This window comes from Prochlorococcus marinus str. MIT 9401, assembly GCF_000760095.1.
Taxonomy (GTDB): Bacteria; Cyanobacteriota; Cyanobacteriia; order PCC-6307; family Cyanobiaceae; genus Prochlorococcus_A; species Prochlorococcus_A marinus_I.
The window spans coordinates 69535-92585 of sequence record NZ_JNAR01000006.1; the positions used below are offsets into that span (position 1 = coordinate 69535).

Sequence of the window (23051 nt, forward strand, 5' to 3'; positions counted from 1 at the left end):
TCAATGACAAATGAATAATGGGGGTGGCGAGGATCGAACTCGCCTTAGCCAAATTATGAGTTTGGTGCATTCACCAGATTGCTACACCCCCAAGGGAATTAATGTAATTTTAATTACATATGAATTTCAATATACAATATAAAAATAATATTTCAAAAAACACCTCATTAGGAAGTTTTTGTGAGATTTCTTTTTTTTCTTCTAATCTTTAAATATAAATTTAACTTTTACTAATGGGTAATTTTTCTGAAAAGTATGACTTAAATAAAGCAAAATTGTTAAAACAGTTAATTGAAAAATCTTACAAGAGAGGAAGCTTCACTTTATCTTCAGGAAAAAAAAGCAGCCATTATTTAAACTGTAAACCTGTATCATTAAATGGCGAAGGCCTAAACTTAATAAGTGATTTGTTTTTAGAGTTAAAAGACTCAAGGTCAAAAGCTTTAGCAGGATTGACATTAGGAGCAGATCCCTTAGTAAGTGGATTAATTGTCAAAGCAGCTTCTCAAGGTTTAGAACTAAATGGTTTAATAATTCGAAAGGAAATTAAACAATACGGTACCAAAGCCGGGATAGAGGGTCCCCTATTAGAAAAGGGCACCTTGGTTACTGTCTTGGAGGATGTAGTTACAACTGCTGGTTCAGTAATAAAAGCTATTAATAAGCTCAGAGAAAATAATTATGTTGTAGAAGAAGTTTTGTCTATAGTTGATAGGCAAGAAGGAGGATATGAAGCACTTAGCGATGAAAATGTTAAATTAAAAAGTCTTTTTACAATAAAAGACTTTTTATAATTGTCTAAAATGCAAGATTTTAAAAAAAAGTTTTGGCTTGAAAAATTTGATTGTTTTTCTGTTACTGGGAAAGATGCCAGGAAATTTTTAAATGGAATAACAACGAGTAATATTCTAAATTCAGGAAATAAAGTTATCAAAACTTGTTGGCTAACTCCAAATGGAGTTCTAAGGGCATTAATTGAAATTATATTTTTAGAAGGAAAATTAGAAGTGATTATCTTGATGGGTAACACTCATGAAATAATTGATTACTTTAATCAAATTATTTTTCCAGCGGATGATGTACTTTTAAGTGAACCTTTCTTGGTAAATAGAATTCAGGAAATTGATGAATCTAATTCATGGAGAACTTATCTGCCTATTTTCTTTAAAATAGATGATAAAGAATTTGAAATATATAAAAACAAACTAAATTTACTAAATCCCAATGATTTAAAACTTTGGAAGATTAATCAGGCAATACCCTCATTAGAAATGGAAATAAACGGAAAAAATAATCCTCTTGAGCTTGGATTACAAGATCTTATAGATTTTAATAAAGGTTGTTATTTAGGACAAGAAACAATGTCAAAAATAAAAAATGTTTCTTCCTTAAAACAGGAAATAAGAATTTGGAAATCATTTGAATCAAATTTGAATTTAGACGTTGAAGATAAAAATTTATATATAAATTCTGCCAAGGATATATCTGTAGGCAAAATCACAAGTTTTTTTAGATCAGATTCTCAGATAAAAGGTTTAGCAATGATAAAAAGAAAATATTTAGAGGAAGGAAGTTATTTTTTTTCAGAAATTTTTGGAAAAATTGTTATTAATAAATCTGTAGGATCAATTTTTCTTTAATTGATTTTTGATTAAATATTCCGCAATTTGTAGAGTAGCCAAACAATCATCTTTATTATATTGGATAATTTTTTTTAAAAATATTTCGTTTTCTGTAATTTGATATTGAATCCACCAATAAAGGGCTTTCGATCCACTTGCGTTTTTCTGCATCCATTCAAATCCAAGCCAGTTAGAAACAGTTTTTAAGCCATAGTTTTTTAGTGGTAATATCCAAGACTTTCTTATTAAGGTATGTAAGTCTATAAATCTTGAGGCAAGTGAATCAATTTCTTCAAAACTAAAATTTAGATTTTTAGCAATATTTATTATTGCTATCTTTTCGGTCTCTCCATAATGTAAAACTGGCCATTCCTTCTGTGAAAGAAGTATTTCAATAATTTTCCTGTAAGATTCTCCCTTATTGTTTTGGAGATTTAAGATTGGCTCATAAATAAGATCTTCTTTTTTTGTAAACAAATTATTTATTTTTAAAAAACCATATAAAAAGTCATGCTTATCATCTGGATTTGACTCAATATCAAATACATAAAATCCAGAACATGTTTTTTCAAGGAGATCGTTAATATCATTTTTATTAGAAATGCGATAAGGTTCCCCAGAAATATAAGCTTGTGCTTGCTTTACGAATACCGACGCTTTTTCATACTTTTGATCGTTGAATTTAGATAATTTCTCTCCAAGTTGTTTTTCACTATAAGAAGCTAATGTTTGGGTATTAGTTATTCCATTTGCTTCGAGTAACGAGGCTGTTTTGGACCCTATTCCATCTATATCTGTCAAATATCCATTTTCTTTTGCTTCTTTGTCACAAAATTTTTGCCAGGAACAAATAGTACATTTTTTTCTATCTTGAGTTATTTCTGGTATGGATCCCTCCAAGCATGCATTCAAATTTAATAAAACATTTAAAACTTTTTTTCTTATTTTTTTATTTAAATAAATTTCTTCAACTTTAACTTTTTTATAAAAAGTTGAAATTACTAATCCTTTCTCAATTTTAGATTCTTGAAAAGATTCCAATAGCATAGAACAAAAAGCTAAGTCGAATAAATGTTCTTTAGTTGTTTTGTGGCCTAACTTATAAACAGCAGGTAAATATTTATATTGTCCCCATTTACTTTTACCTTTATTCTTTAAAAGTAATTGTGGAAGGATCTCTGCGTTTATATCTTGGAAAATATTTCCTTTGATTTTTAATCCAATTACCCCTTGATAACCATTTTCACAGGCTTTTAATCCTGTATATATTTCACCATTACAAAATTCAGAGAAAATTTGAAACTGATTAATTTTATCTATAGCTTTATGGGGAGACCAAACTTCATAAGATTTTTTACCCTTAAAATCGAGCCATGCTTTTCTTTTACATCTTGTAAAACTTTTTAAATGAAGAGAATTCAAATTATTTTTTAAGGGCGGTTTTAAAATTTACTCATATAAATTAGTATAGATAATTAAAAGAAATCAAGGAAATTTGAAATTTGACAGCTGATAAATTAGATAAGATAAAATTTGGAACTGATGGTTGGAGAGGAATTATTGGTTTTGACTTTAACCTGTCCAATCTTTCAAGAGTTGTTGTCGCTGCATGTCAGGAGTTGCATTATCAATACTATAAAGAAGTTAATTCAAAGAAAATTATTATTGGATATGATCGTAGATTTATGGCCTCTGATTTTGCCCAGCAAATAGTGCCTTTTGTAAGAGGATGTGGTTTCGAACCGATCTTATCTGATAGCTTTGTTACAACACCCTCTTGTAGTTTCTATGCTAAGGAATTCGGTTGTCTTGGAGCGTTAGTAATTACAGCAAGTCATAATCCATATAATTGGCTAGGTCTGAAAATAAAGAGCTTTAATGGATGTTCTGTTGACGAATCTTTTACAAGTGAAGTTGAAAAAAGATTAATGCTTGGAAATTCAATTGAAAAAATAGATGGTATTAATCAATTGGTAGATATTAAGAAATTTCATTTAGATAGAATTAAATCCCTTTTTGATATTGACTATATTTCCAAGAGATTAAAAAAAATGAAATTGAGAGTTTTTGTAGATTCTATGCATGGTTCAGCTGCAAATTGTATAGCTGAGATTTTTGCTTCTAGCGATTTAGGAGTTATTTCAGAAATCAGGAAAAATGCTGATCCTTTTTTTGGAGGAAAACCTCCTGAACCTCTTTTGAATTATGCAGATGATCTAAAACAAACACTAATGAAAAATGCAACAAATGAAGTGGTAACTTTAGGAATTATATTTGATGGTGATGGTGATAGAATTGCGGCAATTGATGAAAAAGGAAGATACTCTAGTACTCAAGATTTACTCCCATACTTTATTAGCTATTTGGGCGAAATTAAAAATAATTCTTATCCAGTTTTAAAGACTGTTAGCGGTTCAGATATTATTAAAAATATATCAGAGAGTCAAAATAGAGATGTTGTTGAACTTCCAGTTGGCTTTAAATATATTGCTGAAAAAATGATTAAAGAAAAAATATTTATTGGAGGCGAGGAATCTGGGGGAGTTGGTTTTGGTGACTTTATGCCTGAAAGAGATGCTCTATATGCAGCGATGGTTTTATTAAATGGAATTGCTGATAAATCGCAATATTTATATGAAACCTTAGATGAAATTCAAGAAGATTTTGGGCCAAGTTTTTATAAAAGAATTGATATTAAATTTCCAAATCAGTCAGAAAAAAATAACGTCAAAGAATTTATCATAGATAATATTCCTGAGAATATTAATAATCACAAGTTAAAAAGTATCTCAAAGATCGATGGAATAAAGTTGAGAATTGATAAAAATTTTTGGCTTCTTTTTAGGTTTTCAGGAACGGAACCTCTTTTAAGGTTATATTGTGAAGCACCGAAAGAATCTTATCTAATTGAGGTATTAGAGTGGGGTCAAGAATTTATAAATTTGGAAGGAAAATAAGGATGAAAAATTTATTTTTAGCGAGTAAGAATAAAGGTAAAATTGAAGAATATAAGAAATTGCTTGCTAGAGTTAATTGTAAATTGTTACTCCAGCCAGAATCATTAGAAGTTGAAGAGGATGGACTGACATTTAGAGAGAATGCAATTAAAAAAGCGAGTGAAGTTTCGCGAAAAACAAACAATTATTCAATTGCAGATGATTCAGGAATTTGTATTGAAGCACTAGGTGGTAAGCCTGGCATTTACTCATCCAGATATGCAGAAAATGATCAGAAGAGAATTGAACGAGTTTTAAGAGAACTTGATGGAGTTCAAAATAGAACTGCTTTCTTTATTGCTAATATTTGTGTTTGTTCCCCAAATGGTAAAGTGATTATTGAATCTGAGGCCAAATGTCATGGGAATATTATTTTAAATCCCAGAGGAAAAAGTGGTTTTGGGTATGACCCAATTTTTGAGGAGAGTTCTACCAGATTAACTTTCGCTGAAATGAATAATGATATTAAAGATTCTTGTAGTCATAGAGGTAAAGCATTAAAAAAAATTATTCCAGATTTAGTTGAAATTTTTTCTTAAATTCAATTAACCCAAGATCCATGAAGGCCATGAGGAATTGAAATGGGTAATTCATAAACAGCTAATTCTTTTAAGTTTTTCGCGTCTAATATCACTAAATCGCTTCCTCTTCTTTCTCCGTTCCATAGAAGTATAAATAAAAATCCCTCATCTTCTTTTGAAGAGTTTTCTGATGGAACCATAATTGGTTCACTAACAAATCCACTTGGACCTGCTGACCAAAAAATCTCTTCCTTAGTAGTTAAATTTATTTTTTTTATTGCTTGGAGTGGAGCGTTCCCCAGCTTTTGAGATGTGCTTGCCATCCAACTAAAAGTTGCTTTTAATCCTAAGTTTTTAGGATTAACAACAGCAAATTCACAACATTGTTCACTGAAAGTTTCAAGTTCACTAGTTTTTGTCTTTAGATCGATAATTGATCTTTTCAGTTTTCCTTCTGGGTATTTATTAAAGTCAATATCCCTAAAATTCTCGTTTGGACCAACTGATGGGAAATCATCATAAAAAATACTATCTAATACGATTTTGGAATCTTTTTCAAAAGCGTTTACATGATGAAAAACGAATCCTTCTGGAGCATCTATTGTTAAAGGAGGCTGTCCTCTAAATAACCCACTTTCTCTGGGGATAATAAAAAACTTTGCCTTTTTATTTGGGTTTGACTTTAGACATTGTGCTGCTCCTCTTTGACCCATTACAAATGGAAGAGGATTGAAATCAATAGCATTCTGTAAAAATATTGCCCAATTAGTTGTAATTGCGAAATCATGAAGGAATGCAAAGCCATTAAAGGTATCTTTTCTGTCAAAAATGAGCTCTCCAGAGTTTGTACCAGCATTATCAAATTCCATTAATCTAATGGTACTTTTTGGCCCGGTTTGTACTCCAAAAGTGACTAAAAGTTCTGTAGATGAATTTGAGTTTAGATCTGTTTTGGGATGAGCACTGAATGCTTCGTTAGGCTTGAGTACTCCTTTTAATGTTGTTAAACCAATAGTTTCAAGACTATCAGGATCCATTGCATGTGGACCTGCTGCTTCCCATAATGCGAGAATTTCATCTCCTAATTTAATGACATGTGTATTAGCGATATTCTTGAATTTTAGATCTAATGCATTATTTAAAATTCCTCCATTTTTTTGCGTTCCAAAAACACCTCTATAAATAAATTTATCTATTTTTTCTTCTTCCAAATAGCCTTTTGTTTTAACAAATCTATTTGTTAAGAAAGGCTGACCATTTTCGAATTTTATGGATGTTATCATCCCATCACCGTCAAATGGATGATGAACCCATTGTCCACCTCTCTCTAATATTCCTGGTCCATTTCTTAATAATGTTCCATTTAAATTTTTAATATTATTACCTTTGCTAATTTTTAGGGGATTTTTGGTTAGCTCCTTTTCTACATTTTGATAAGCACTTGACCAATCTTCTTTTTTAAAAATATTCAATTTATCAATTGTTTTATCTTGTAAATTAGTCACAACAAAATTTTCGTTTTATCTATCTTCGCCAAAAATCAACTGAATTGTGGCTGATTCGAAAAAATTCCTATTTTATTGTTTTTCTAACATTCCTTTACTGCTTGGAATTGAATCAGATCTTCTTGGATCTATCTCGGTAGCCATTCTCATTGCTCTTGAAAAAGCTTTAAAGCACGCCTCAACTATGTGATGTGAATTACTTCCTCGTATTTGATTAATATGCAGAGTAATACCGCTGTTATTTACAAAGGCAATAAAAAACTCTCTTACTAGTTCAGTATCATAGTTTCCTATTCTAGGGGCTTTTAATTGAAGATCATAAGATAGATGCGGTCTACCAGAGCAGTCTAAAGTGACTTGAACTAATGCTTCATCCAATGGGGCAAAGAAATGTCCAAATCTGCTTATTCCTTTTCTTTCTCCCAAGGCTTTTGAAAATGCTTTACCTAATGCGATTCCTACATCTTCATTTGTATGATGATCATCAATATGAGTATCTCCAATTGCTTTTATTTTTAAATCGAATAAACCATGACTGGATATTTGATGAAGCATATGATCTAAGAATGGTATCCCGGTATCAATCTCAGAAATTCCATTTCCATCTAAGTTTATCAATACAGAAATATCTGTTTCATTCGTTTTTCTTTTTATTTCAGATTGCCTTAGAGATGACATTTTTATGCAAAAAACTTAGTTTACATTCCATTAATGCAGTAACCCGCATCAACATAAATTGTTTGGCCTGAAATGCCGCTAGAGAGATCACTTAATAAAAAAGCAGCTGTATTACCTACTTCTGTTTGAGTGACTGTTCTGCGTAAAGGAGCCTTTTCTTCAACATTATGAATCATATCTAAAATGCCACCTATAGCAGAACTCGCAAGTGTTCTTATAGGCCCAGCACTTATTGCGTTAACTCTGACTTGTTTTTCGGGACCAAGTTCTGCAGAAAGATATCTTACTGAAGCTTCTAAAGCTGCTTTTGCAACTCCCATCACGTTATAGTTAGGAATCGCCCTTTCTGAACCTAAATAAGTTAATGAGACAACTCCAGCACCATCACTAAAAAGTGGTTTTGCTGCTTTACATAAAGGTGCTAAAGAATACGCACTTATATTAAGAGCCCTATCAAAACCCTCTGAAGTGGTAGCACTATAATCTCCAATCAATTCATCGCGTCCTGCAAATGCTAGGCAGTGAACTAATCCGTCAATTTGCCCCCAATTGTCTTTTATATTTTTAAAGATTTCTTCAATTTGAGCTGGATTTTGAACATCAAGAGGCAAAAATAACGATGGGTTTAAAGGTTCAGTAAGTTCTCTAACTTTAGACTCGAATCTTCCCTTATCATCAGGCAAATATGTGATTCCAAGTTCTGCGCCAGCTTTTGAAAGTTGTTGAGCGATACCCCATGCTATTGAACGATTGTTGGCAATTCCCGTAACAAGAATTTTTTTGCCAGTTAGATTTAGAAGCATTTTGTTTATTATTTCTATTATTCTCCTATATAAAAGTACCTATCTTTACGGATTACTGCAAAATATACAATAATTTTCAAATATCAAAGAATTTTTAACTTGAACATGGTAAGAACAAATTCTATGGTTTTGGAATTAGGTTATCAACTACCGAATTTCGAAATGTTAAATGTTAATTCTTCAAAAAATGAATATTTTAATTCTCATAATCTAGATAATCGGCATTTACTTTTAATGTTTATTTGTGCCCATTGCCCATTTGTAAAATATATTGAGAATCAAATTTTCATCTTAAGTAAAGAAATTGAAAATACAGTTCAAACAGTTGCAATTTCTAGCAATGATATTGTCACTCATCCTTCAGATTCTCCTAATAATTTGAGATTACAAGCACAAACACAGGGATGGAGTTTTCCTTATCTATATGATGAAAATCAAAATTTTGCTAAGAAATTAAAAGCGGCTTGCACCCCAGATTTTTATCTTTTTTCAAATGAAGGAGATGGTGATTTTTTATTGTATTATCATGGCCAATTAGACGATAGTAGACCAGGTAATAATATCCCTCTATCTGGAAAAGATTTGCGCTCTGCTGTGAAAGATTTGAATCAAGATAATTCTTATCCTTCAAATCAGATGCCTTCTTTAGGTTGCAATATAAAATGGACTCCTGGTAAAGAACCAAGTTGGTTTAAATGAATTAAAAAATTTTTTTACCCATAGAAATATGGTTTAGGGTTAATATATTTACTATGCAGATACCTCCATTTACTTTAGATAGGCAGTTCCAAGAAATTGGCTCGGAAATTGAGAGTGAGGTTTCTAAAGTTTTAAAAGGGGGCCAGTATATTGGAGGACAAGAAATTGCCAAATTTGAGGAGAGTTTTTCAAATCTAATTGGTGTTGAAAATACTATTGGATGTAATAGTGGAACTGATGCTTTAGTATTGGCTTTGCGAGCATTAGATATTGGTGTGGGTGATGAAGTTATTACCTCATCTTTTAGCTTTTTTGCAACTGCAGAGGCTATTAGCGCAGTTGGTGCTAATCCTGTTTTGGTAGATATAGATCCAGAAACTTATCTCATTAATACTGAACTAATAGAACAAGAAATAAATTCTAATACCAAGGCCATTATGCCAGTTCATCTATTTGGTAATGCGGTGAATATGACATTAATAAAATCTTTGGCTAAGAAATATGACTTAAAAGTAATCGAAGATTGTGCTCAGGCAACATGCACAATGTGGGAAACTTCCAAAGTTGGTAGTATCGGTGATATAGGCTGTTTTAGCTTTTTTCCTACTAAAAATTTAGGAGCTGCTGGAGATGGTGGGGCAGTAACAACTTCAGATCAGAAGATTGCAAAAAAAATTAGAGAACTGGCTGTTCATGGCAGCCCAATAAGATATCATCATACCCAAATTGGATATAACAGCAGACTTGATACCATTCAAGCTGCCATATTAAACATAAAAATCAAATATATTTCTAAGTGGATTAATAATCGCCAAAAAATTGCTAATAATTACCTTGATTTATTAGAAAAAAATCCATTTATTAGTTTTCCAATAATCAGCTCTGATTCAATTTCCCATTCTTGGAATCAATTTGTAATCAAATTAAGAAACGATAAATATTTTTTAAATGAAGATTTTTCAAATTTATTTGATACTGATTGCAAAAAATACTATTCATTAAGGAATTTGGTAAAACAACAACTTTTTGAAAAAGGTATTAATTCAATTATTTATTATCCAATTCCAATACATGCACAAATAGCTTACAAAAATAAAAATTTTTCTAGAACAAAACTTATTAATACAGAGAGGATTTGTACAGAAGTTCTTAGTCTTCCAATGTTTCCTGAAATTTCTTATGAAGAGCAAGTTTATGTGGCAGAAAATTTAAATAAAGTTTTAAAAAATTGTATAGAGGAAATTCAAATTTCAGCATAAAGTGATTTAAATAATCTTTGTTGTATGTTGTGATTGACAATAGGGCTTGAATAATTATTTTTTTCTAAATTAGATATCTCCCCATTTAATAATTCTGAATTTGACACTTTAGATAATTCAGGAATCCAATATTTTATATATTCGCAAATGGGATCAAATTTTTTTGCTTGGGTATATGGATTAAAAATTCTAAGTGGTTTTGGATCCATACCGCTACTGGCGCTCCACTGCCATCCCCCATTATTTGCAGCTAAGTCTCCATCAACCAAAGTCTCCATAAATTTTTTCTCGCCCATTTGCCAATTGCATATAAGATCTTTTACGAGAAATGAAGCGACTATCATCCTACATCTGTTATGCATCCAGCCAGTACTATTTAGTTGACGCATAGCCGCATCAACTATAGGTACTCCGGTCTCTCCGTTGCTCCAATGCTGAAACCATTCATTATTGTTTTGCCATGGAAAGTGATCCCATTTTTTTCTATATGGACCTTTCTCTAGCTCTGGGAAATGGAATAAGCAATGTTGATAGAATTCACGCCAAACAAGTTCTTTTTGCCAAGTTTCAATTGATAGGTAATTTTCTTGATTTGCAAAATCTAAATTTAAATTTAACGTGGCGTTCCAAACTTTTCTAATGCTGATGGTGCCGAATCGGAGAGATGCACTTAGCAATGATGTCCCATTATGGGAAGGAAAATCTCTTGAAGAATTATAAGAATATATTTTTTTCTCGTTAATGAAGTTTTCTAATAATGTTTCTGCAGCATTCTCTCCAGGTCTACATGGACAAATATTCGAACCAGGAAATTTGATATTTTTGATAAATTTCTCCAGAACAGAATCAGATGAATTTATTGTCTTATTTTCTTTGAGTTTATTATCTATATCTTTAAACTGGAAAACAACTTTATCTTGGTCATATAAACCTAATAAATTCATTTTTAATTTAAGGTTTTTATAAAAAGGTCCATAAACTGAATAAGGATTGTTATTCCCTGAAAATATTTTTAAAGGTTCTACTAATAAGTGATCCCAAGTTTCAATAACTTGAATGTTTTGTTCTCTTAAATTTTTTTTAATTTGTAAATCGCGATTAATCTCATAAGGTTCAATTGATCTATTCCAAAAAACAAATTTAGCATCTATTTTCTTTGCTAATTGAGGAATTATTAATACCGGATCTCCTTCTTCCATAACTAATCTACTACCCATTTTTTTCCAATTATTTCCTAATTCTTGAAGCGAATTTCCTAGAAACCAAGCTCTTGAACTTGCATTGAAATCGTGTGAGTAATTTTTATCAAATATATAAGTTGAAGTAATAGCATTTGATAATGAAAATGCTTTGATTAAAGCTTGATTATCAAATATTCTTAAATCCTTTCTATGCCAAAAAAGTATTCTAGGTTTATTCATAATTTATCTAAAAATTGTTTAGCTCTAAACCAAGCCGTTACGGTTTTTGCATCAAGAATTTCATCCCCACTAGAAATAAGATTATCTAGTTCGTAAGGATCTAAAATTAATACTTCTATATCTTCATCTAAATCTCCTTTAACCTCGTAATTGAGTTTGGTTAAATCACGAGCTAAAAATAAATAAATTTCTTCATCTGCATAACCTGGAGCAGGGACAAGAGTTCCTAGTTCATCCCATTTTTTTGCACTGAATCCAGTCTCTTCTTGTATTTCTCTTTGAATTGAATTAATAGGTGTTTCACCTATTTCTAGTGTACCTGCTGGAAATTCTAATAAATACCTTGAGACAGCAAATCTATATTGTCGAAGAATAATTACTTTATTGTCTTTTGTTATAGGTACGGCTAATGCTGCCCCAGGGTGCTTAATGTATCCATATTCACTTTCATGACCATTTGGAAGCTCAATCCTATTTATTTCGAAACTAAATTTTTTTGACTTTAACTCAGATATTTTTTCTTTAAAAATGGATCTTTTTATAAGGTTTTTCTTGCCCATAACTTTTAAATATTAATAGCCTAACAGTTATTTTTTGGTTTTGTAAATCATTTATATAGACCATTTTGGGACATCAAACTTTGTGATTTTTTGGCTTCTACTTAATATTTCAGATAGTGGTGTAATAACGAAATTCCGATTCATGAATCTAGGGTGAGGCAATGTTAATTCTTCGTCAACCGTATGAAAATCATCCCACCAAAGAATATCTAAATCGAGACATCTTGATAGCCATTTCTTACCCTTTGGCGTCTTTTCTCTTCCAAAAAATTTCTCTAACTTTTTTAGCTCTTTTAAAAGTAATTTCGCCTTTTTATTTGATGGTTTAGGAAAAGAATTACTTTTTATAACCAATAAAGTATTTAAATAATTTGGCTGCTCATTTTCAACTCCATGAGGTAATGTCTCATAAATTGAAGACCAAAAAAAGTTTGCATGAAATTTTTCTTTCTCTTTTTTTTGTTTGTTGGAATTATCTCCCCATTCATTTATTATTTCTTCTATTTTTGGTTTGCACATTAATAGTGACTCAAGAGGGCTTCCAAATTTACTATCAATATTTGCTCCGAGGGATATACATAGTCCATTTTTGATATTAAGATTTGATAATTCCACTACAAAAAACAAAGTTATTGGATAAATTCTATATCAGGCATTTTTAAAGTGATTTTGAACCCCGAGTTACAAGAAAAAGGAGAAATAAAAGATTTAATGAAGTCAAAGGATTCTTTTAGAGCTTTCCCTTTGGCGGCAATTACAGGACATAGTTTATTGAAGTTGTCTTTGCTTTTGGCAGCAGTTGATCCCAGCTTAGGAGGAGTGATTATCGCTGGCGGAAGAGGTACTGGCAAGTCAGTGTTAGCTAGGGGGTTGCATACTTTACTCCCCCCTATAGAGGTATTAGATAATGAATTAATACTGGAAACACTATCTAAGAGAAATAGTAATACTTCATTAAGACCTATTGGTAGGAACCTTAATCCAGATAAACCAGAGGAATGGGATGTTAGTACTAATAAATTGTTGGAGGAGGTAATTGGAAGCGATTATTTGAATCAAATTGAAGAAATTCCGAAAAAAGTGAGAGAGGCTCCATTTATTCAAGTTCCCATTGGCATAACTGAAGATAGGCTTGTTGGATCAATTGATGTCGCTGCATCATTAAGTACGGGGGAACAAGTTTTTCAACCTGGAATTTTAGCAGAGGCTCATAGAGGTGTTCTTTATGTAGACGATATAAATTTGTTGGATGATGGCATTGTAAATTTAATTCTTGAAGCCACAGGAAGAGAAAAAAATAATATTGAAAGAGATGGTTTAAGCCTTTCTCATCCTTGTAAGTCACTTTTAATAGCAACTTATAATCCCGAAGAAGGTGCTCTAAGAGATCATGTTTTAGATCGTTTTGCCATCGTGCTTTCCGCAGATCAATCTATTGATAATTCTCAAAGGGTTGAGATTACAAAATCTGTTTTATCGCATGCAGAAAATAATATTAAATTTTCAGAAAAATGGTCTGAAGAATCAGATAATTTATCTACTCAATTAATTTTGGCAAGGCAATGGTTAAAGGATGTCAAGATAACAAAAGAGCAAATAACCTATCTAGTGAATGAAGCTCTAAGAGGAGGAGTAGAAGGGCATAGGTCAGAATTATTTGCAGTAAAAGTAGCAAAGGCTAATGCTGCTCTTCGAGGCGATGAGAATGTAAATTCTGAAGATCTAAAAGTTGCAGTTAGGTTAGTTATTCTCCCACGAGCAATGCAAATTCCTCCAGAAGATGATGATATTCAACCCCCCCCTCCAGAGGATCAGAGTCCCCCACCTCCGCCTCAATCAGACAATGAAGAGTCTGAACCTGAGGCTAATGAAAATGATAATGAGCAAGACCAAGAACAAGAAGAAGATAATTCTGATGGAGAAGAAGAATCTACGCCCGAAATACCTGAAGAATTCATATTAGATCCTGAGGCATGTATGGTTGATCCTGATTTATTGCTTTTTTCATCAGCTAAAGCAAAAGCCGGAAATAGTGGAAGTAGATCAGTGATATTTAGTGATAGTAGAGGAAGATATGTAAAACCTATTATTCCAAGAGGTAAAGTAAAAAGAATTGCGGTAGATGCAACTTTGCGAGCTGCAGCTCCTTATCAAAAATCACGAAGGTTAAGGAACCCTAATAAATCAATAGTTATTGAAGAAAATGATTTTAGGGCAAAGCTTCTTCAAAAAAAGGCGGGTGCTTTAGTAATTTTTCTTGTTGATGCTAGTGGTTCTATGGCTCTTAATAGAATGCAAAGTGCTAAAGGCGCTGTAATAAGACTTTTAACAGAGGCATATGAGAATAGAGATGAAGTTGCCCTAATTCCTTTTAGAGGCAATCAGGCAGAAGTGCTTTTGCCTCCAACAAGATCAATAACTGCAGCGAAAAGAAGGCTAGAAACAATGCCTTGCGGAGGTGGATCTCCTTTGGCACATGGACTAACACAATCAGCAAAAGTAGCAAAAAATGCTCTTTCAACAGGCGATATAGGTCAAGTTATTGTTGTGGGGATCACTGATGGCCGGGGAAATGTACCATTAGGATTATCTCTAGGACAAAATGAGGTTGAGGGAAAAGATAACGAAAATGAAAATGTCAATTTAAAACAAGAGGTTCTAGATATCGCAGCAAAATACCCCATGCTTGGGATAAAACTCTTAATAATTGATACAGAGAGAAAATTTATAGCAAGTGGATTTGGTAAAGAATTAGCAGAGGCTGCTCAAGGGAAATACGTTCAACTGCCAAAAGCTACAGATAAAGCAATCGCAGCTATGGCTTTAAATGCTATAAATGAACTCTAAATATTTCTTATGGATAAATTTCGTTAAGGAATTTTGAAAGTCCAATCGTTAAATCTCTTATAGATTTAGTTAATTCTTGATCTTGTGTTAATTTTTCAAAATCATCACTCATATCATCTATTTTGGTTGAGATAGACCTAGCAGCATTTATTGTCAATTTAATGTCATTAAGGGTTTCCTCGTTATCGATAGTAGACAAAATATTGTTCAAATGATCCGCGGCAACTGCGATTTGTTTAATTAAAGGTTCAACTCGCAATATTTCTTGCTTTGATAAATAAATTAGTTCATCGAGATTTTCTTGTGTTGTATCAAATTGATCTATTGAATTAACGATATTTTCAATTAAGTTTTCTTGATTTGATTCTTTTAAAAGTTGACTTATTCTATTGGTAATATTTGAAAGACTTGATAATTGTTTCCCAGTAATAGTATCTCCTTGACAAATAATTAATTTAGAATCGCATTTATCGGATGTAGGCTTGTAAATGTTTTTTGGAATTGTTTTTTCGCTAGTTTCTAAAGCAACTTGAACATCTCCTCCCAGGAAAGAGTTGGTTACTACCCTCGCAAATGCTGGCCTAGGGAGGATAATTTCAGGATTATTTAAAACAATTTTTGCCGTAATTGATTCATTAGTAAATAAGATATCCTCTATTGACCCAACAAGAATTCCTCTGTAAGTAACTGGAGATTTTTTTGATAAACCGCTTGCGTTATTAAATTCGGCAAAGAGGTGCCAATTTTTTGAGGATAACTTTACTCCTCTGAGCCAAAAAGAAAAAAATGTGAATATTAAAATCCCTCCTAACAAGGAAAATCCAACTATTGAATCTCGTAAACTTCTACGCATAATTTCTAAATGTCTTTGGGTTGCATTGGACCATCAAGTTTCCCATGCCTAAATTGAAATACATAGGGATCTTTACTCTCTTTGAATTCATCTACAGAACCTGCCCATCTAAATTTGCCTCCATAAAGCATTAAAACTTTATCTGATGACCTTTCTATAGTACTAAGAACATGGCTAACAACAATAGATGATCCGTTGGCTTTATTATTTGTCTTATTAATTAAATCTTCAATTCTTGATGAAGCAATTGGATCGAGACCTGCAGTTGGTTCATCAAAAAGTAATATGGGTTTAGTATTTTTATTAAGAGTTTGATCCGTAATTAAAGCCCTCGCGAAACTCACTCTTTTTTGCATTCCTCCGCTTAGTTCATTTGGCAGTTTGTTCTCAATATTGAATAAGCCCACTTCAGCTAAACATTCACAAACTATTTCATGGATTAACTTTTTGGATAGATTTTTATTTCTCTTTAGTAAAAAACCAACATTTTCTTCTATGGTTAAAGATCCTAATAATGCGGGATTCTGAAAAACAAGTCTTACATCAGGAGGATTATCTTGATCTAGTCTCAAATATGTTTGTTTTTCACCAAATATCTTTAACTCTCCTTTGGTAGGTAAAAGCAGACCTGCCAATATTTTTAAGATTGTTGATTTACCTGAACCTGATGGTCCAACTATAGCTAATTTTTCGCCTTCGTTAAGTTCAAAATTAAGTTTATTAAGCACATTATTTTCTCCCCAACCTATTGAAAGGTCTTTTGTTTGAACCGCATGCTTTGATTTCTTCAAAACCTTTATAAAAGTATTCATCATCAATTATATATTGCCTATTTTTAGGAATAAAAAAAGGGTGTATGAATTTGATTTATAATGTATGTATAAGGTTTTTAAATTTGATAAAAATAAATTGAGAGGTTTTAAATGAATATTCGAAAAAAAAGAGTAAGAAGGTATTATAAAAATTTTAAAAAATCTAATTTTGTTTTATTGAAGAGGATCTTAAGAATTTTGAGTTGGCTTTTGCCAGGGTTGGTAATAAAAAGATGGATGTTTACATCTGCGATAGGTTTTTTGACTACATTACTAGGCGTGGCAATTTGGACAAATTTAAGACCGCTCTATTGGCTTATTGAAATCTTTTTTTCTGTAATTACAGGTTTAACTAGTATTTTGCCAGTTTCATTGCTGGGACCAATTATTTTTGTTATTGGAATATTATTAATAGGGATTGGACAAAACAGAAGTATTAATTCTATTCAGAAAGCGCTTGTTCCAGAAAAAGATACATTTTTAGTTGATGCATTAAGAGTTAAAAGTAAATTAAACAGAGGCCCAAATATTGTCGCAATTGGGGGTGGTACAGGCTTATCTACTTTACTAAAAGGCTTAAAAAATTATAGTAGCAATATTACAGCAATCGTAACTGTATCTGATGATGGTGGCAGTAGTGGAATTCTTAGAAAACAATTAGGTGTGCAACCTCCAGGAGATATTAGAAATTGTTTGGCAGCCTTATCAAATGAAGAACCTATTTTAACTAGATTATTTCAGTACAGATTTTCAGGGGGAAGTGGTCTGGAAGGTCATAGTTTTGGAAATCTATTCTTGTCAGCTTTAACAACAATTACAGGCAGTTTAGAAAAAGCAGTTCAAGCTTCTAGCAAGGTTTTAGCGGTACAAGGTCAAGTTTTACCTGCAACAAATATTGATGTTATGTTATGGGCCGAATTAGAAGATGGTGAAAAAATTTTTGGTGAAAGTAATATCAGTAAATCTAAGAAATTAATATCGAGGATTGGTTACCTACCGGAAAATCCTTCAGCTCTTCCAAGTGCTCTTGAATCTATAAAAGAAGCTGATTTAATTGTTCTTGGCCCAGGTAGTCTATACACTTCTTTATTGCCTAATCTGTTAGTACCAGAGATAGTAGATGCCTTATTGCAAAGTAACGCTCCTAAAATTTATATTAGTAATTTAATGACTCAGCCTGGAGAAACAGATGGTCTTGATGTCTATCAACATATCAAAGCAATAGAAAAACAATTATCAAATTTTGGAGTTAATACTCGAATTTTTAATGCAATCTTATCTCAGATTCAATTTGAAAAGTCCCCATTAGTAGACTATTACGAAAGTAAAGGAGCAGAGCCTGTCCAATGTAATAAAGAAAAGTTATTATCTGAGGGTTATTATGTTTTGCAAGCACCATTGTATTCAAAAAGAATAACTCCAACCCTTAGACATGATCCAAGGAGACTAGCAAGAGCAGTTATGTTTATTTATCGCAAATTAAAAAGATTAAATTAATAAGCATCTTGAAGTTCATAGAAATCTGGCTGAATATAATCTTTTCGTAATGGCCATCCTCTCCAATCTTCAGGCATTAATAATCTTTTGGGATTCGGATGATCAATAAAATTTATCCCATACATATCAAAAGTTTCTCTTTCTTGCCAATCACTTCCTTTAAAAAGTTTATACAAACTAGGGATGGATAAATCAGAATCTCTTTTTAAGAAGACTTTTAATCTGACTTCCTTAATTTTTTCTATTTTTTGTAAATCATCAACAGTTATAAAATGGTAGAAACTCACAAGATTTTTTCCTGGTCCCTCATCATATCCTCCTTGACATTGGAGATAATTGAAGCCGTAATTTCTTAAGGCGGATACTGCTTCATATAATTTGTTAGGTTCCACAGAAATGTTTTCGATTCCTATGTGATCATCAGGTAAAGATTGATTTGGAATTCCATCTTTCGACAAGGATTGGCTTATAAAGCCTTCTTTTTCTATAGAGGTATCTGAGGATTTGGCTAAACTATCTTTTTCCATTAATCTTCTGCAGAATTAATAATTTCAGTTTTTTCGGTATTTTCAGGTAATTCGGTTATTTTTTCTTTTTTGGAGGATGGTATTACGTTAGCTGAAGTTTTGTTTAGATATTCACCTGTATTTTCTGAGAAAACAAGATTCATTTCGTGATCAGATGTTATGTATCTGTGATTTTGCTCTGTTTTTGTGCGCTCTAAAATTGATTCATTACCAACTTTTTTTCTTAATTTAATAACAGCATCAAAAATTGCTTCTGGTCTTGGCGGACATCCTGGAAGGTATAAATCAACTGGTATCAATTTATCAACGCCTCTTACTGCAGTTGTAGAATCTGCACTGAACATACCTCCAGTGATTGTGCAAGCACCCATAGCGATAACATATTTTGGTTCAGGCATCTGCTCATAAAGTCTTACAAGAGCGGGAGCCATCTTCATTGTTACTGTCCCTGCAACTATTAGTAAATCTGCTTGCCTTGGCGAGCTTCTAGGTACCAATCCAAATCTATCAAAATCAAATCTTGATCCAATTAAGGCAGCAAATTCTATAAAACAACAAGCTGTTCCATAAAGGAGGGGCCATAGACTGCTTAGCCTAGCCCAATTATGAAGATCGTCTAAACTTGTCAATATAATGTTTTCGCTTAAATCGGTTGTAACTTGGGGTGCACCAAGAGGATTACAAGTTCCTTCTCGGATTTCTCTTATTGCTTTTGGGGATAATTGTGGATTCAATTTTTTAACTCCATTCTAAAGCACCTTTCCTCCATGCGTATGCCAGAGCGATAACAAGTATTGCAATGAAAATCAAAGCCTCAATAAAAGCTAATAAGCCTAATCTATTGAAGGCAACAGCCCAAGGATAAAGGAATACTGTCTCTACATCAAATATAACGAAAACCAAGGCAAACATGTAATAACGAATATTAAATTGAATCCATGCTCCTCCTATAGGCTCCATTCCAGATTCATACGTAAGTTTTCTTTCCCCTGTTCTTCCTTTTGGGGCAACGATGAGATTAGTAACTAGAGCTAATACTGGAACAGCTGCGGCAATAATAAGGAAACCTAAAAAATATTCATAGCCAGTTAATAAAAACATCTTAAAAAATTAATTTTGAATAAAAGTCGCTTAATTAAGCAAAATCTTTTAAAGTTCTTAAAGAACAATAATAAACCGTGAGTGAAAACATTCAACCAACCTCTGAGGAAAACAAGATAGTTGAAGACTTTGAGAAAGAAAAACTCTCTAAAAACTCCTCAGGAGAAAATGTTGAACAACCTGTACTTAATTTAGAACAAAATAGATTCGAATGTAGAAGTTGTGGATACATTTATGATCCGTCTGAAGGGAATAAAAAATTAAATATACCTAAAAATACTCCTTTTTTAGAGTTGGATGGGAATACATTCGCTTGCCCTGTTTGTCGAGCAGGTAAAAATTTCTACAAGGATATTGGTCCTAAATCTAAACCTAGTGGTTTTGAAGAAAATTTAGTCTATGGGTTTGGTTTCAATAGTTTACCTCCTGGACAAAAAAATATCTTGATTTTTGGAGGGCTAGCTTTTGCTGCTGCTATGTTCCTTTCTTTGTACTCTTTGCACTAATATATACAAATGAAAAAAATTATTACTAGTATTCCCAATCTTCTTTTATCTATCCTTCTTTGTTTTGTATTGAGCAGTTGTTCATCTACAGGAGTAAAGATAAGTGATAGCAGCCCTTGGAAAACAATTCAGTTTGAGGACCAGGCTAATGCTTTAGATGTTGATTTTATAGATGATAAAAATGGATTTTTAGTAGGTTCTAATAGACTCATCATGGAATCTAATGATGGGGGAGAAACTTGGGAAAAAAGAAATTTAGATTTACCAAGCGAAGAGAACTTTCGTCTGCTAGATATTGACTTCAAGGGTGAAGAAGGGTGGTTAATAGGTCAGCCCTCATTAGTTATGCATACACTCGATGCGGGAAAAAATTGGACTCGTTTATCTTTGGGTAACAAATTACCAGGTCAACCATTTCTAATAACGACTGTTGATTCAGGGATTGCAGAATTGGCCACCACTGCTGGTGCAATCTATGAAACATCAGATAGTGGTGAATCATGGAATGCAAAAGTTGTAGATGCATCTGGTTCTGGAGGTGTAAGAGATTTAAGAAGAACTAAAGACGGAGATTATGTAAGCGTAAGTAGTCTGGGTAATTTCTTTTCTACCTTGGAAAATGATAGCGATGCATGGATAGCTCATCAAAGAGCAAGCAGCAAGAGAGTTCAAAGTATTGGTTTCAATCCAGAAGGAAGTCTATGGATGCTTTCTAGAGGTGCAGAAATCAGATTTAATGAAGATACTAACGATCTTGAAAATTGGTCAAAGCCTATTATACCTATACTTAATGGATACAATTATTTAGACATGGGATGGGATCCAAATGGTGATATATGGGCTGGAGGTGGTAATGGCACTTTAATAGTAAGTAAAGATCAAGGTAAAACTTGGAAGAAAGACCCTATTGCTTCTGAATTGCCAACAAACTATATTAAGATAGTATTCCTTGATAAGGATGCTTTTGATAATCAAAAAGGGTTTGTACTTGGCGAACGTGGTTATATCCTTAAATGGAATAGCTAAGTTTGCATAACCAGAGTAAAAAATAAAAAAAAACTTAATTTTCGACTGATTTAGCAACTGTCTGTAACCAAGCTGTTAATTTCTTCGCGAACTTATGATTTTACACTGTAAGATCATAGGGTAAACATTTGTGATTATGGCCGCAGGTTCAACGGGTGAACGCCCCTTCTTTGAAATAATCACCAGTATTAGGTACTGGATTATTCATGCAGTAACATTACCAGCTATTTTTATAGCAGGCTTCCTATTCGTATATACAGGCTTAGCCTACGATGCTTTCGGGACTCCTCGTCCAGATAGTTATTTCCAATCATCAGAATCTAAAGCGCCTGTTGTAACACAAAGATATGAAGCTAAATCTCAACTAGATTTAAGAACAAAATAACAATGACTAATTCTCAAGCTCCAATGCAGGCTGCGGAAGTCCGCGTCTATCCTATATTTACTGTTCGTTGGCTAGCAGTTCACGCTTTAGCTATTCCATCAGTATTCTTTTTAGGTTCGATTGCTGCTATGCAATTTGTAGCCCGATAAATTTAACTATCATGCAAGTAAACGAAAATCCTAACAAAGTTCCAGTTGAACTTAACCGTACAAGCCTTTATTTAGGTTTGTTATCAGTTTTTGTATTGGGAATTTTATTTTCCAGTTACTTTTTCAATTAAATTAAAATTATGAGTAAATTAAAAGGACCTGATGGAAGAATCCCAGATAGACTTCCCGACGGTAGACCAGCAGTTGCATGGGAAAGACGATGGACAGAAGGAACTCTTCCTCTATGGCTTGTTGCTACAGCAGGTGGAATCGCTGTTATCTTCGTTTTAGGAATATTTTTCTATGGCTCATACCAAGGAGTCGGAGCTGGAGGATAACAAAATCTTTACCTTGACCTGACAATCACTAAAATTTAGTACGTCTAATATGAATCAGTAAATATCCTCAGTTTCTCTTTTGCAGAGCTTGGGATATTTTGTTTTTCTGTTATCAATCCATCTTTTAATGAAAAATGAGATTTACTTTTTGGTCTTTCTTTTTCAATTAATTTGGCGACTTCGAAGATTATTTTATTAGCCACTTCAGTGTTCGATCTAAGATTATCCAAAACCATCTCTACTGAAACTTCTTGATGAGTTTGATGCCAGCAATCATAATCAGTAACCATTGACAATGAGGAGTAAGCTATTTCAGCTTCTTTAGCTAATCTTGCTTCTGTATGATTCGTCATTCCTATTATTGAACATCCCCAACTTCTATATAAATTAGATTCTGCTCTAGTTGAGAAAGCGGGACCTTCCATTGCGAGATAGGTGCCCCCTCTATGCAACTGTCTACCACCAGGAATATTTTTTTCTCCGATTTCACTTAATATACGGCATAAATTTGTGCAAAAGGGATCTCCCATAGTTACGTGTGCTACAGCTCCCTCGTTAAAGAACGTAGCTGGTCTGTTTTTTGTCCTGTCAATAAATTGATCTGGCACCACTATATCAAGTGGCCTTATCTGTTCTTGTAATGAACCAACTGCTGATGGAGCTATAATCCATCTTACTCCGATTGATCTTAGAGCCCAAATATTAGCTTTGTAAGGGATTTCAGTAGGATTTAATCTATGTGTTCTTCCATGCCTTGGAATGAATGCTATCTCTAAATTTCCAAGACTATATACTCTTATTGAATCAGAAGGTTTACCATAGGGAGTATTGATTTCTATTTCTCTTAAGTAATCTATTTGGTTCATTGAATAAAATCCACTCCCACCAATTACTCCTAATCTTGATTTTTCAATTGGTAATAAATGTTCTTTATTCATTGTGATGT

Annotated in this window: 27 protein-coding genes and 1 tRNA gene; 14 read left to right on the forward strand and 14 right to left on the reverse strand. The window is 32.6% G+C overall.

Going from position 1 to position 23051, the window contains the following annotated elements; genetic code table 11:
• Positions 1-18 precede the first annotated feature (18 nt).
• Positions 19-91, reverse strand: a tRNA-Ile gene (locus EV01_RS0108820).
• Positions 92-233: 142 nt separating this feature from the next.
• On the opposite strand from EV01_RS0108820, the gene pyrE reads away from it, so the two are divergent.
• Positions 234-794, forward strand: coding sequence for an orotate phosphoribosyltransferase (pyrE, locus tag EV01_RS06385; protein WP_032517395.1), 561 nt, complete (start codon positions 234-236; stop codon positions 792-794).
• A 9-nt stretch (positions 795-803) separates the two neighbouring features.
• Positions 804-1640, forward strand: a complete 837-nt coding sequence (locus EV01_RS06380; RefSeq protein WP_032517609.1) for a folate-binding protein YgfZ — start codon at positions 804-806, stop codon at positions 1638-1640.
• On the opposite strand, the gene EV01_RS06375 is transcribed toward EV01_RS06380, so the two are convergent.
• Positions 1626-3044: a TM0106 family RecB-like putative nuclease gene (locus EV01_RS06375; protein ID WP_032517396.1), complete on the reverse strand. Its 1419-nt coding sequence runs from the start codon at positions 3042-3044 to the stop codon at positions 1626-1628. The genes EV01_RS06380 and EV01_RS06375 overlap by 15 nt on opposite strands.
• Before the next feature lie 80 nt (positions 3045-3124).
• Between EV01_RS06375 and EV01_RS06370 the strand changes: the two genes are divergently transcribed.
• Positions 3125-4579, forward strand: coding sequence for a phosphoglucomutase/phosphomannomutase family protein (locus tag EV01_RS06370; RefSeq protein WP_032517397.1), 1455 nt, complete (start codon positions 3125-3127; stop codon positions 4577-4579).
• A 2-nt stretch (positions 4580-4581) separates the two neighbouring features.
• Positions 4582-5157 carry an RdgB/HAM1 family non-canonical purine NTP pyrophosphatase gene (gene rdgB, locus EV01_RS06365; RefSeq protein ID WP_032517610.1) on the forward strand — a complete coding sequence of 192 codons (576 nt, stop codon included), beginning with the start codon at positions 4582-4584 and terminating at the stop codon, positions 5155-5157.
• A 2-nt stretch (positions 5158-5159) separates the two neighbouring features.
• Here the strand turns inward: rdgB and EV01_RS06360 are convergent, their stop codons facing one another.
• From EV01_RS06360 to fabI, 3 genes are all read right to left on the reverse strand, one after another.
• Positions 5160-6644 (reverse strand): carotenoid oxygenase family protein, encoded by a 1485-nt coding sequence (locus EV01_RS06360; RefSeq protein WP_032517398.1) that lies wholly within the window; start codon positions 6642-6644, stop codon positions 5160-5162.
• 72 nt (positions 6645-6716) lie between these two features.
• On the reverse strand, positions 6717-7322 hold the full coding sequence (hisB, locus tag EV01_RS06355) for an imidazoleglycerol-phosphate dehydratase HisB (protein ID WP_032517399.1): 606 nt from the start codon (positions 7320-7322) through the stop codon (positions 6717-6719).
• 20 nt (positions 7323-7342) lie between these two features.
• The gene (gene fabI, locus EV01_RS06350; protein WP_025893966.1) at positions 7343-8125 is read right to left on the reverse strand and encodes an enoyl-ACP reductase FabI; all 783 of its coding nucleotides are present in this window, start codon (positions 8123-8125) and stop codon (positions 7343-7345) included.
• 105 nt (positions 8126-8230) lie between these two features.
• Between fabI and EV01_RS06345 the strand changes: the two genes are divergently transcribed.
• On the forward strand, positions 8231-8824 hold the full coding sequence (locus EV01_RS06345; RefSeq protein ID WP_032517400.1) for a thioredoxin family protein: 594 nt from the start codon (positions 8231-8233) through the stop codon (positions 8822-8824).
• A 53-nt stretch (positions 8825-8877) separates the two neighbouring features.
• Entirely contained in the window at positions 8878-10083 is a 1206-nt protein-coding gene (locus tag EV01_RS06340; RefSeq protein WP_032517401.1) for a DegT/DnrJ/EryC1/StrS family aminotransferase, read from the forward strand.
• Here the strand turns inward: EV01_RS06340 and EV01_RS06335 are convergent.
• Genes EV01_RS06335 through folK form a run of 3 tightly spaced genes read right to left on the reverse strand, consistent with a single transcriptional unit; the run spans position 10068 to position 12679 of the window.
• The gene (locus EV01_RS06335; RefSeq protein ID WP_032517404.1) at positions 10068-11504 is read right to left on the reverse strand and encodes a cryptochrome/photolyase family protein; all 1437 of its coding nucleotides are present in this window, start codon (positions 11502-11504) and stop codon (positions 10068-10070) included. The two genes, EV01_RS06340 and EV01_RS06335, sit on opposite strands and share 16 nt — an antisense overlap.
• A complete protein-coding gene (locus tag EV01_RS06330) occupies positions 11501-12064 on the reverse strand; it encodes an NUDIX hydrolase (RefSeq protein WP_032517406.1) in 564 nt (187 codons plus the stop codon). The genes EV01_RS06335 and EV01_RS06330 overlap by 4 nt, the downstream gene beginning before the upstream one ends.
• Before the next feature lie 51 nt (positions 12065-12115).
• Entirely contained in the window at positions 12116-12679 is a 564-nt protein-coding gene (gene folK, locus EV01_RS06325; protein WP_032517611.1) for a 2-amino-4-hydroxy-6-hydroxymethyldihydropteridine diphosphokinase, read from the reverse strand.
• Between the two features lie 96 nt (positions 12680-12775).
• On the opposite strand from folK, the gene bchD reads away from it, so the two are divergent.
• A complete protein-coding gene (bchD, locus tag EV01_RS06320; RefSeq protein ID WP_050496401.1) occupies positions 12776-14911 on the forward strand; it encodes a magnesium chelatase ATPase subunit D in 2136 nt (711 codons plus the stop codon).
• A 7-nt stretch (positions 14912-14918) separates the two neighbouring features.
• Here the strand turns inward: bchD and EV01_RS06315 are convergent, their stop codons facing one another.
• Both EV01_RS06315 and EV01_RS06310 read right to left on the reverse strand, forming a co-directional pair.
• A complete protein-coding gene (locus tag EV01_RS06315) occupies positions 14919-15764 on the reverse strand; it encodes an MlaD family protein (protein WP_032517412.1) in 846 nt (281 codons plus the stop codon).
• Positions 15765-15769: 5 nt separating this feature from the next.
• Positions 15770-16555: an ABC transporter ATP-binding protein gene (locus EV01_RS06310; protein WP_241433405.1), complete on the reverse strand. Its 786-nt coding sequence runs from the start codon at positions 16553-16555 to the stop codon at positions 15770-15772.
• A 132-nt stretch (positions 16556-16687) separates the two neighbouring features.
• Here EV01_RS06310 and EV01_RS06305 point away from each other — a divergent pair, with 132 nt between their 5' ends.
• A complete protein-coding gene (locus tag EV01_RS06305) occupies positions 16688-18073 on the forward strand; it encodes a gluconeogenesis factor YvcK family protein (protein ID WP_032517413.1) in 1386 nt (461 codons plus the stop codon).
• On the opposite strand, the gene EV01_RS06300 is transcribed toward EV01_RS06305, so the two are convergent.
• The 3 genes from EV01_RS06300 to EV01_RS06290 are packed head-to-tail and all read right to left on the reverse strand — an operon-like array spanning position 18070 to position 19701.
• Positions 18070-18600: an NAD(P)H-quinone oxidoreductase subunit J gene (locus EV01_RS06300; RefSeq protein ID WP_032517414.1), complete on the reverse strand. Its 531-nt coding sequence runs from the start codon at positions 18598-18600 to the stop codon at positions 18070-18072. The two genes, EV01_RS06305 and EV01_RS06300, sit on opposite strands and share 4 nt — an antisense overlap.
• Positions 18600-19334 carry an NADH dehydrogenase subunit K gene (locus EV01_RS06295; RefSeq protein WP_032517415.1) on the reverse strand — a complete coding sequence of 245 codons (735 nt, stop codon included), beginning with the start codon at positions 19332-19334 and terminating at the stop codon, positions 18600-18602. The genes EV01_RS06300 and EV01_RS06295 overlap by 1 nt, the downstream gene beginning before the upstream one ends.
• A 4-nt stretch (positions 19335-19338) precedes the next feature.
• A complete protein-coding gene (locus EV01_RS06290) occupies positions 19339-19701 on the reverse strand; it encodes an NAD(P)H-quinone oxidoreductase subunit 3 (RefSeq protein ID WP_032517416.1) in 363 nt (120 codons plus the stop codon).
• Between the two features lie 77 nt (positions 19702-19778).
• Between EV01_RS06290 and EV01_RS06285 the strand changes: the two genes are divergently transcribed.
• The 6 genes from EV01_RS06285 to EV01_RS06265 all read left to right on the forward strand — a co-directional run bounded on the left by EV01_RS06285 (position 19779) and on the right by EV01_RS06265 (position 22105).
• Positions 19779-20207: a rubredoxin gene (locus tag EV01_RS06285; protein WP_032517417.1), complete on the forward strand. Its 429-nt coding sequence runs from the start codon at positions 19779-19781 to the stop codon at positions 20205-20207.
• Positions 20208-20216: 9 nt separating this feature from the next.
• Positions 20217-21233, forward strand: coding sequence for a photosynthesis system II assembly factor Ycf48 (locus EV01_RS06280; RefSeq protein WP_032517418.1), 1017 nt, complete (start codon positions 20217-20219; stop codon positions 21231-21233).
• A 136-nt stretch (positions 21234-21369) separates the two neighbouring features.
• Entirely contained in the window at positions 21370-21618 is a 249-nt protein-coding gene (gene psbE, locus EV01_RS06275) for a cytochrome b559 subunit alpha (protein ID WP_002806020.1), read from the forward strand.
• 2 nt (positions 21619-21620) lie between these two features.
• Positions 21621-21767, forward strand: coding sequence for a cytochrome b559 subunit beta (psbF, locus tag EV01_RS06270; RefSeq protein ID WP_011375863.1), 147 nt, complete (start codon positions 21621-21623; stop codon positions 21765-21767).
• An 11-nt stretch (positions 21768-21778) separates the two neighbouring features.
• On the forward strand, positions 21779-21898 hold the full coding sequence (locus EV01_RS09330) for a photosystem II reaction center protein L (RefSeq protein WP_002806119.1): 120 nt from the start codon (positions 21779-21781) through the stop codon (positions 21896-21898).
• 9 nt (positions 21899-21907) lie between these two features.
• Positions 21908-22105 carry a photosystem II reaction center protein J gene (locus EV01_RS06265; protein WP_011375864.1) on the forward strand — a complete coding sequence of 66 codons (198 nt, stop codon included), beginning with the start codon at positions 21908-21910 and terminating at the stop codon, positions 22103-22105.
• 44 nt (positions 22106-22149) lie between these two features.
• Here EV01_RS06265 and mtnP read toward each other — a convergent pair whose 3' ends face one another.
• Positions 22150-23043: an S-methyl-5'-thioadenosine phosphorylase gene (gene mtnP / locus EV01_RS06260; protein ID WP_032517420.1), complete on the reverse strand. Its 894-nt coding sequence runs from the start codon at positions 23041-23043 to the stop codon at positions 22150-22152.
• Between the last annotated feature and the right edge of the window lie 8 nt (positions 23044-23051).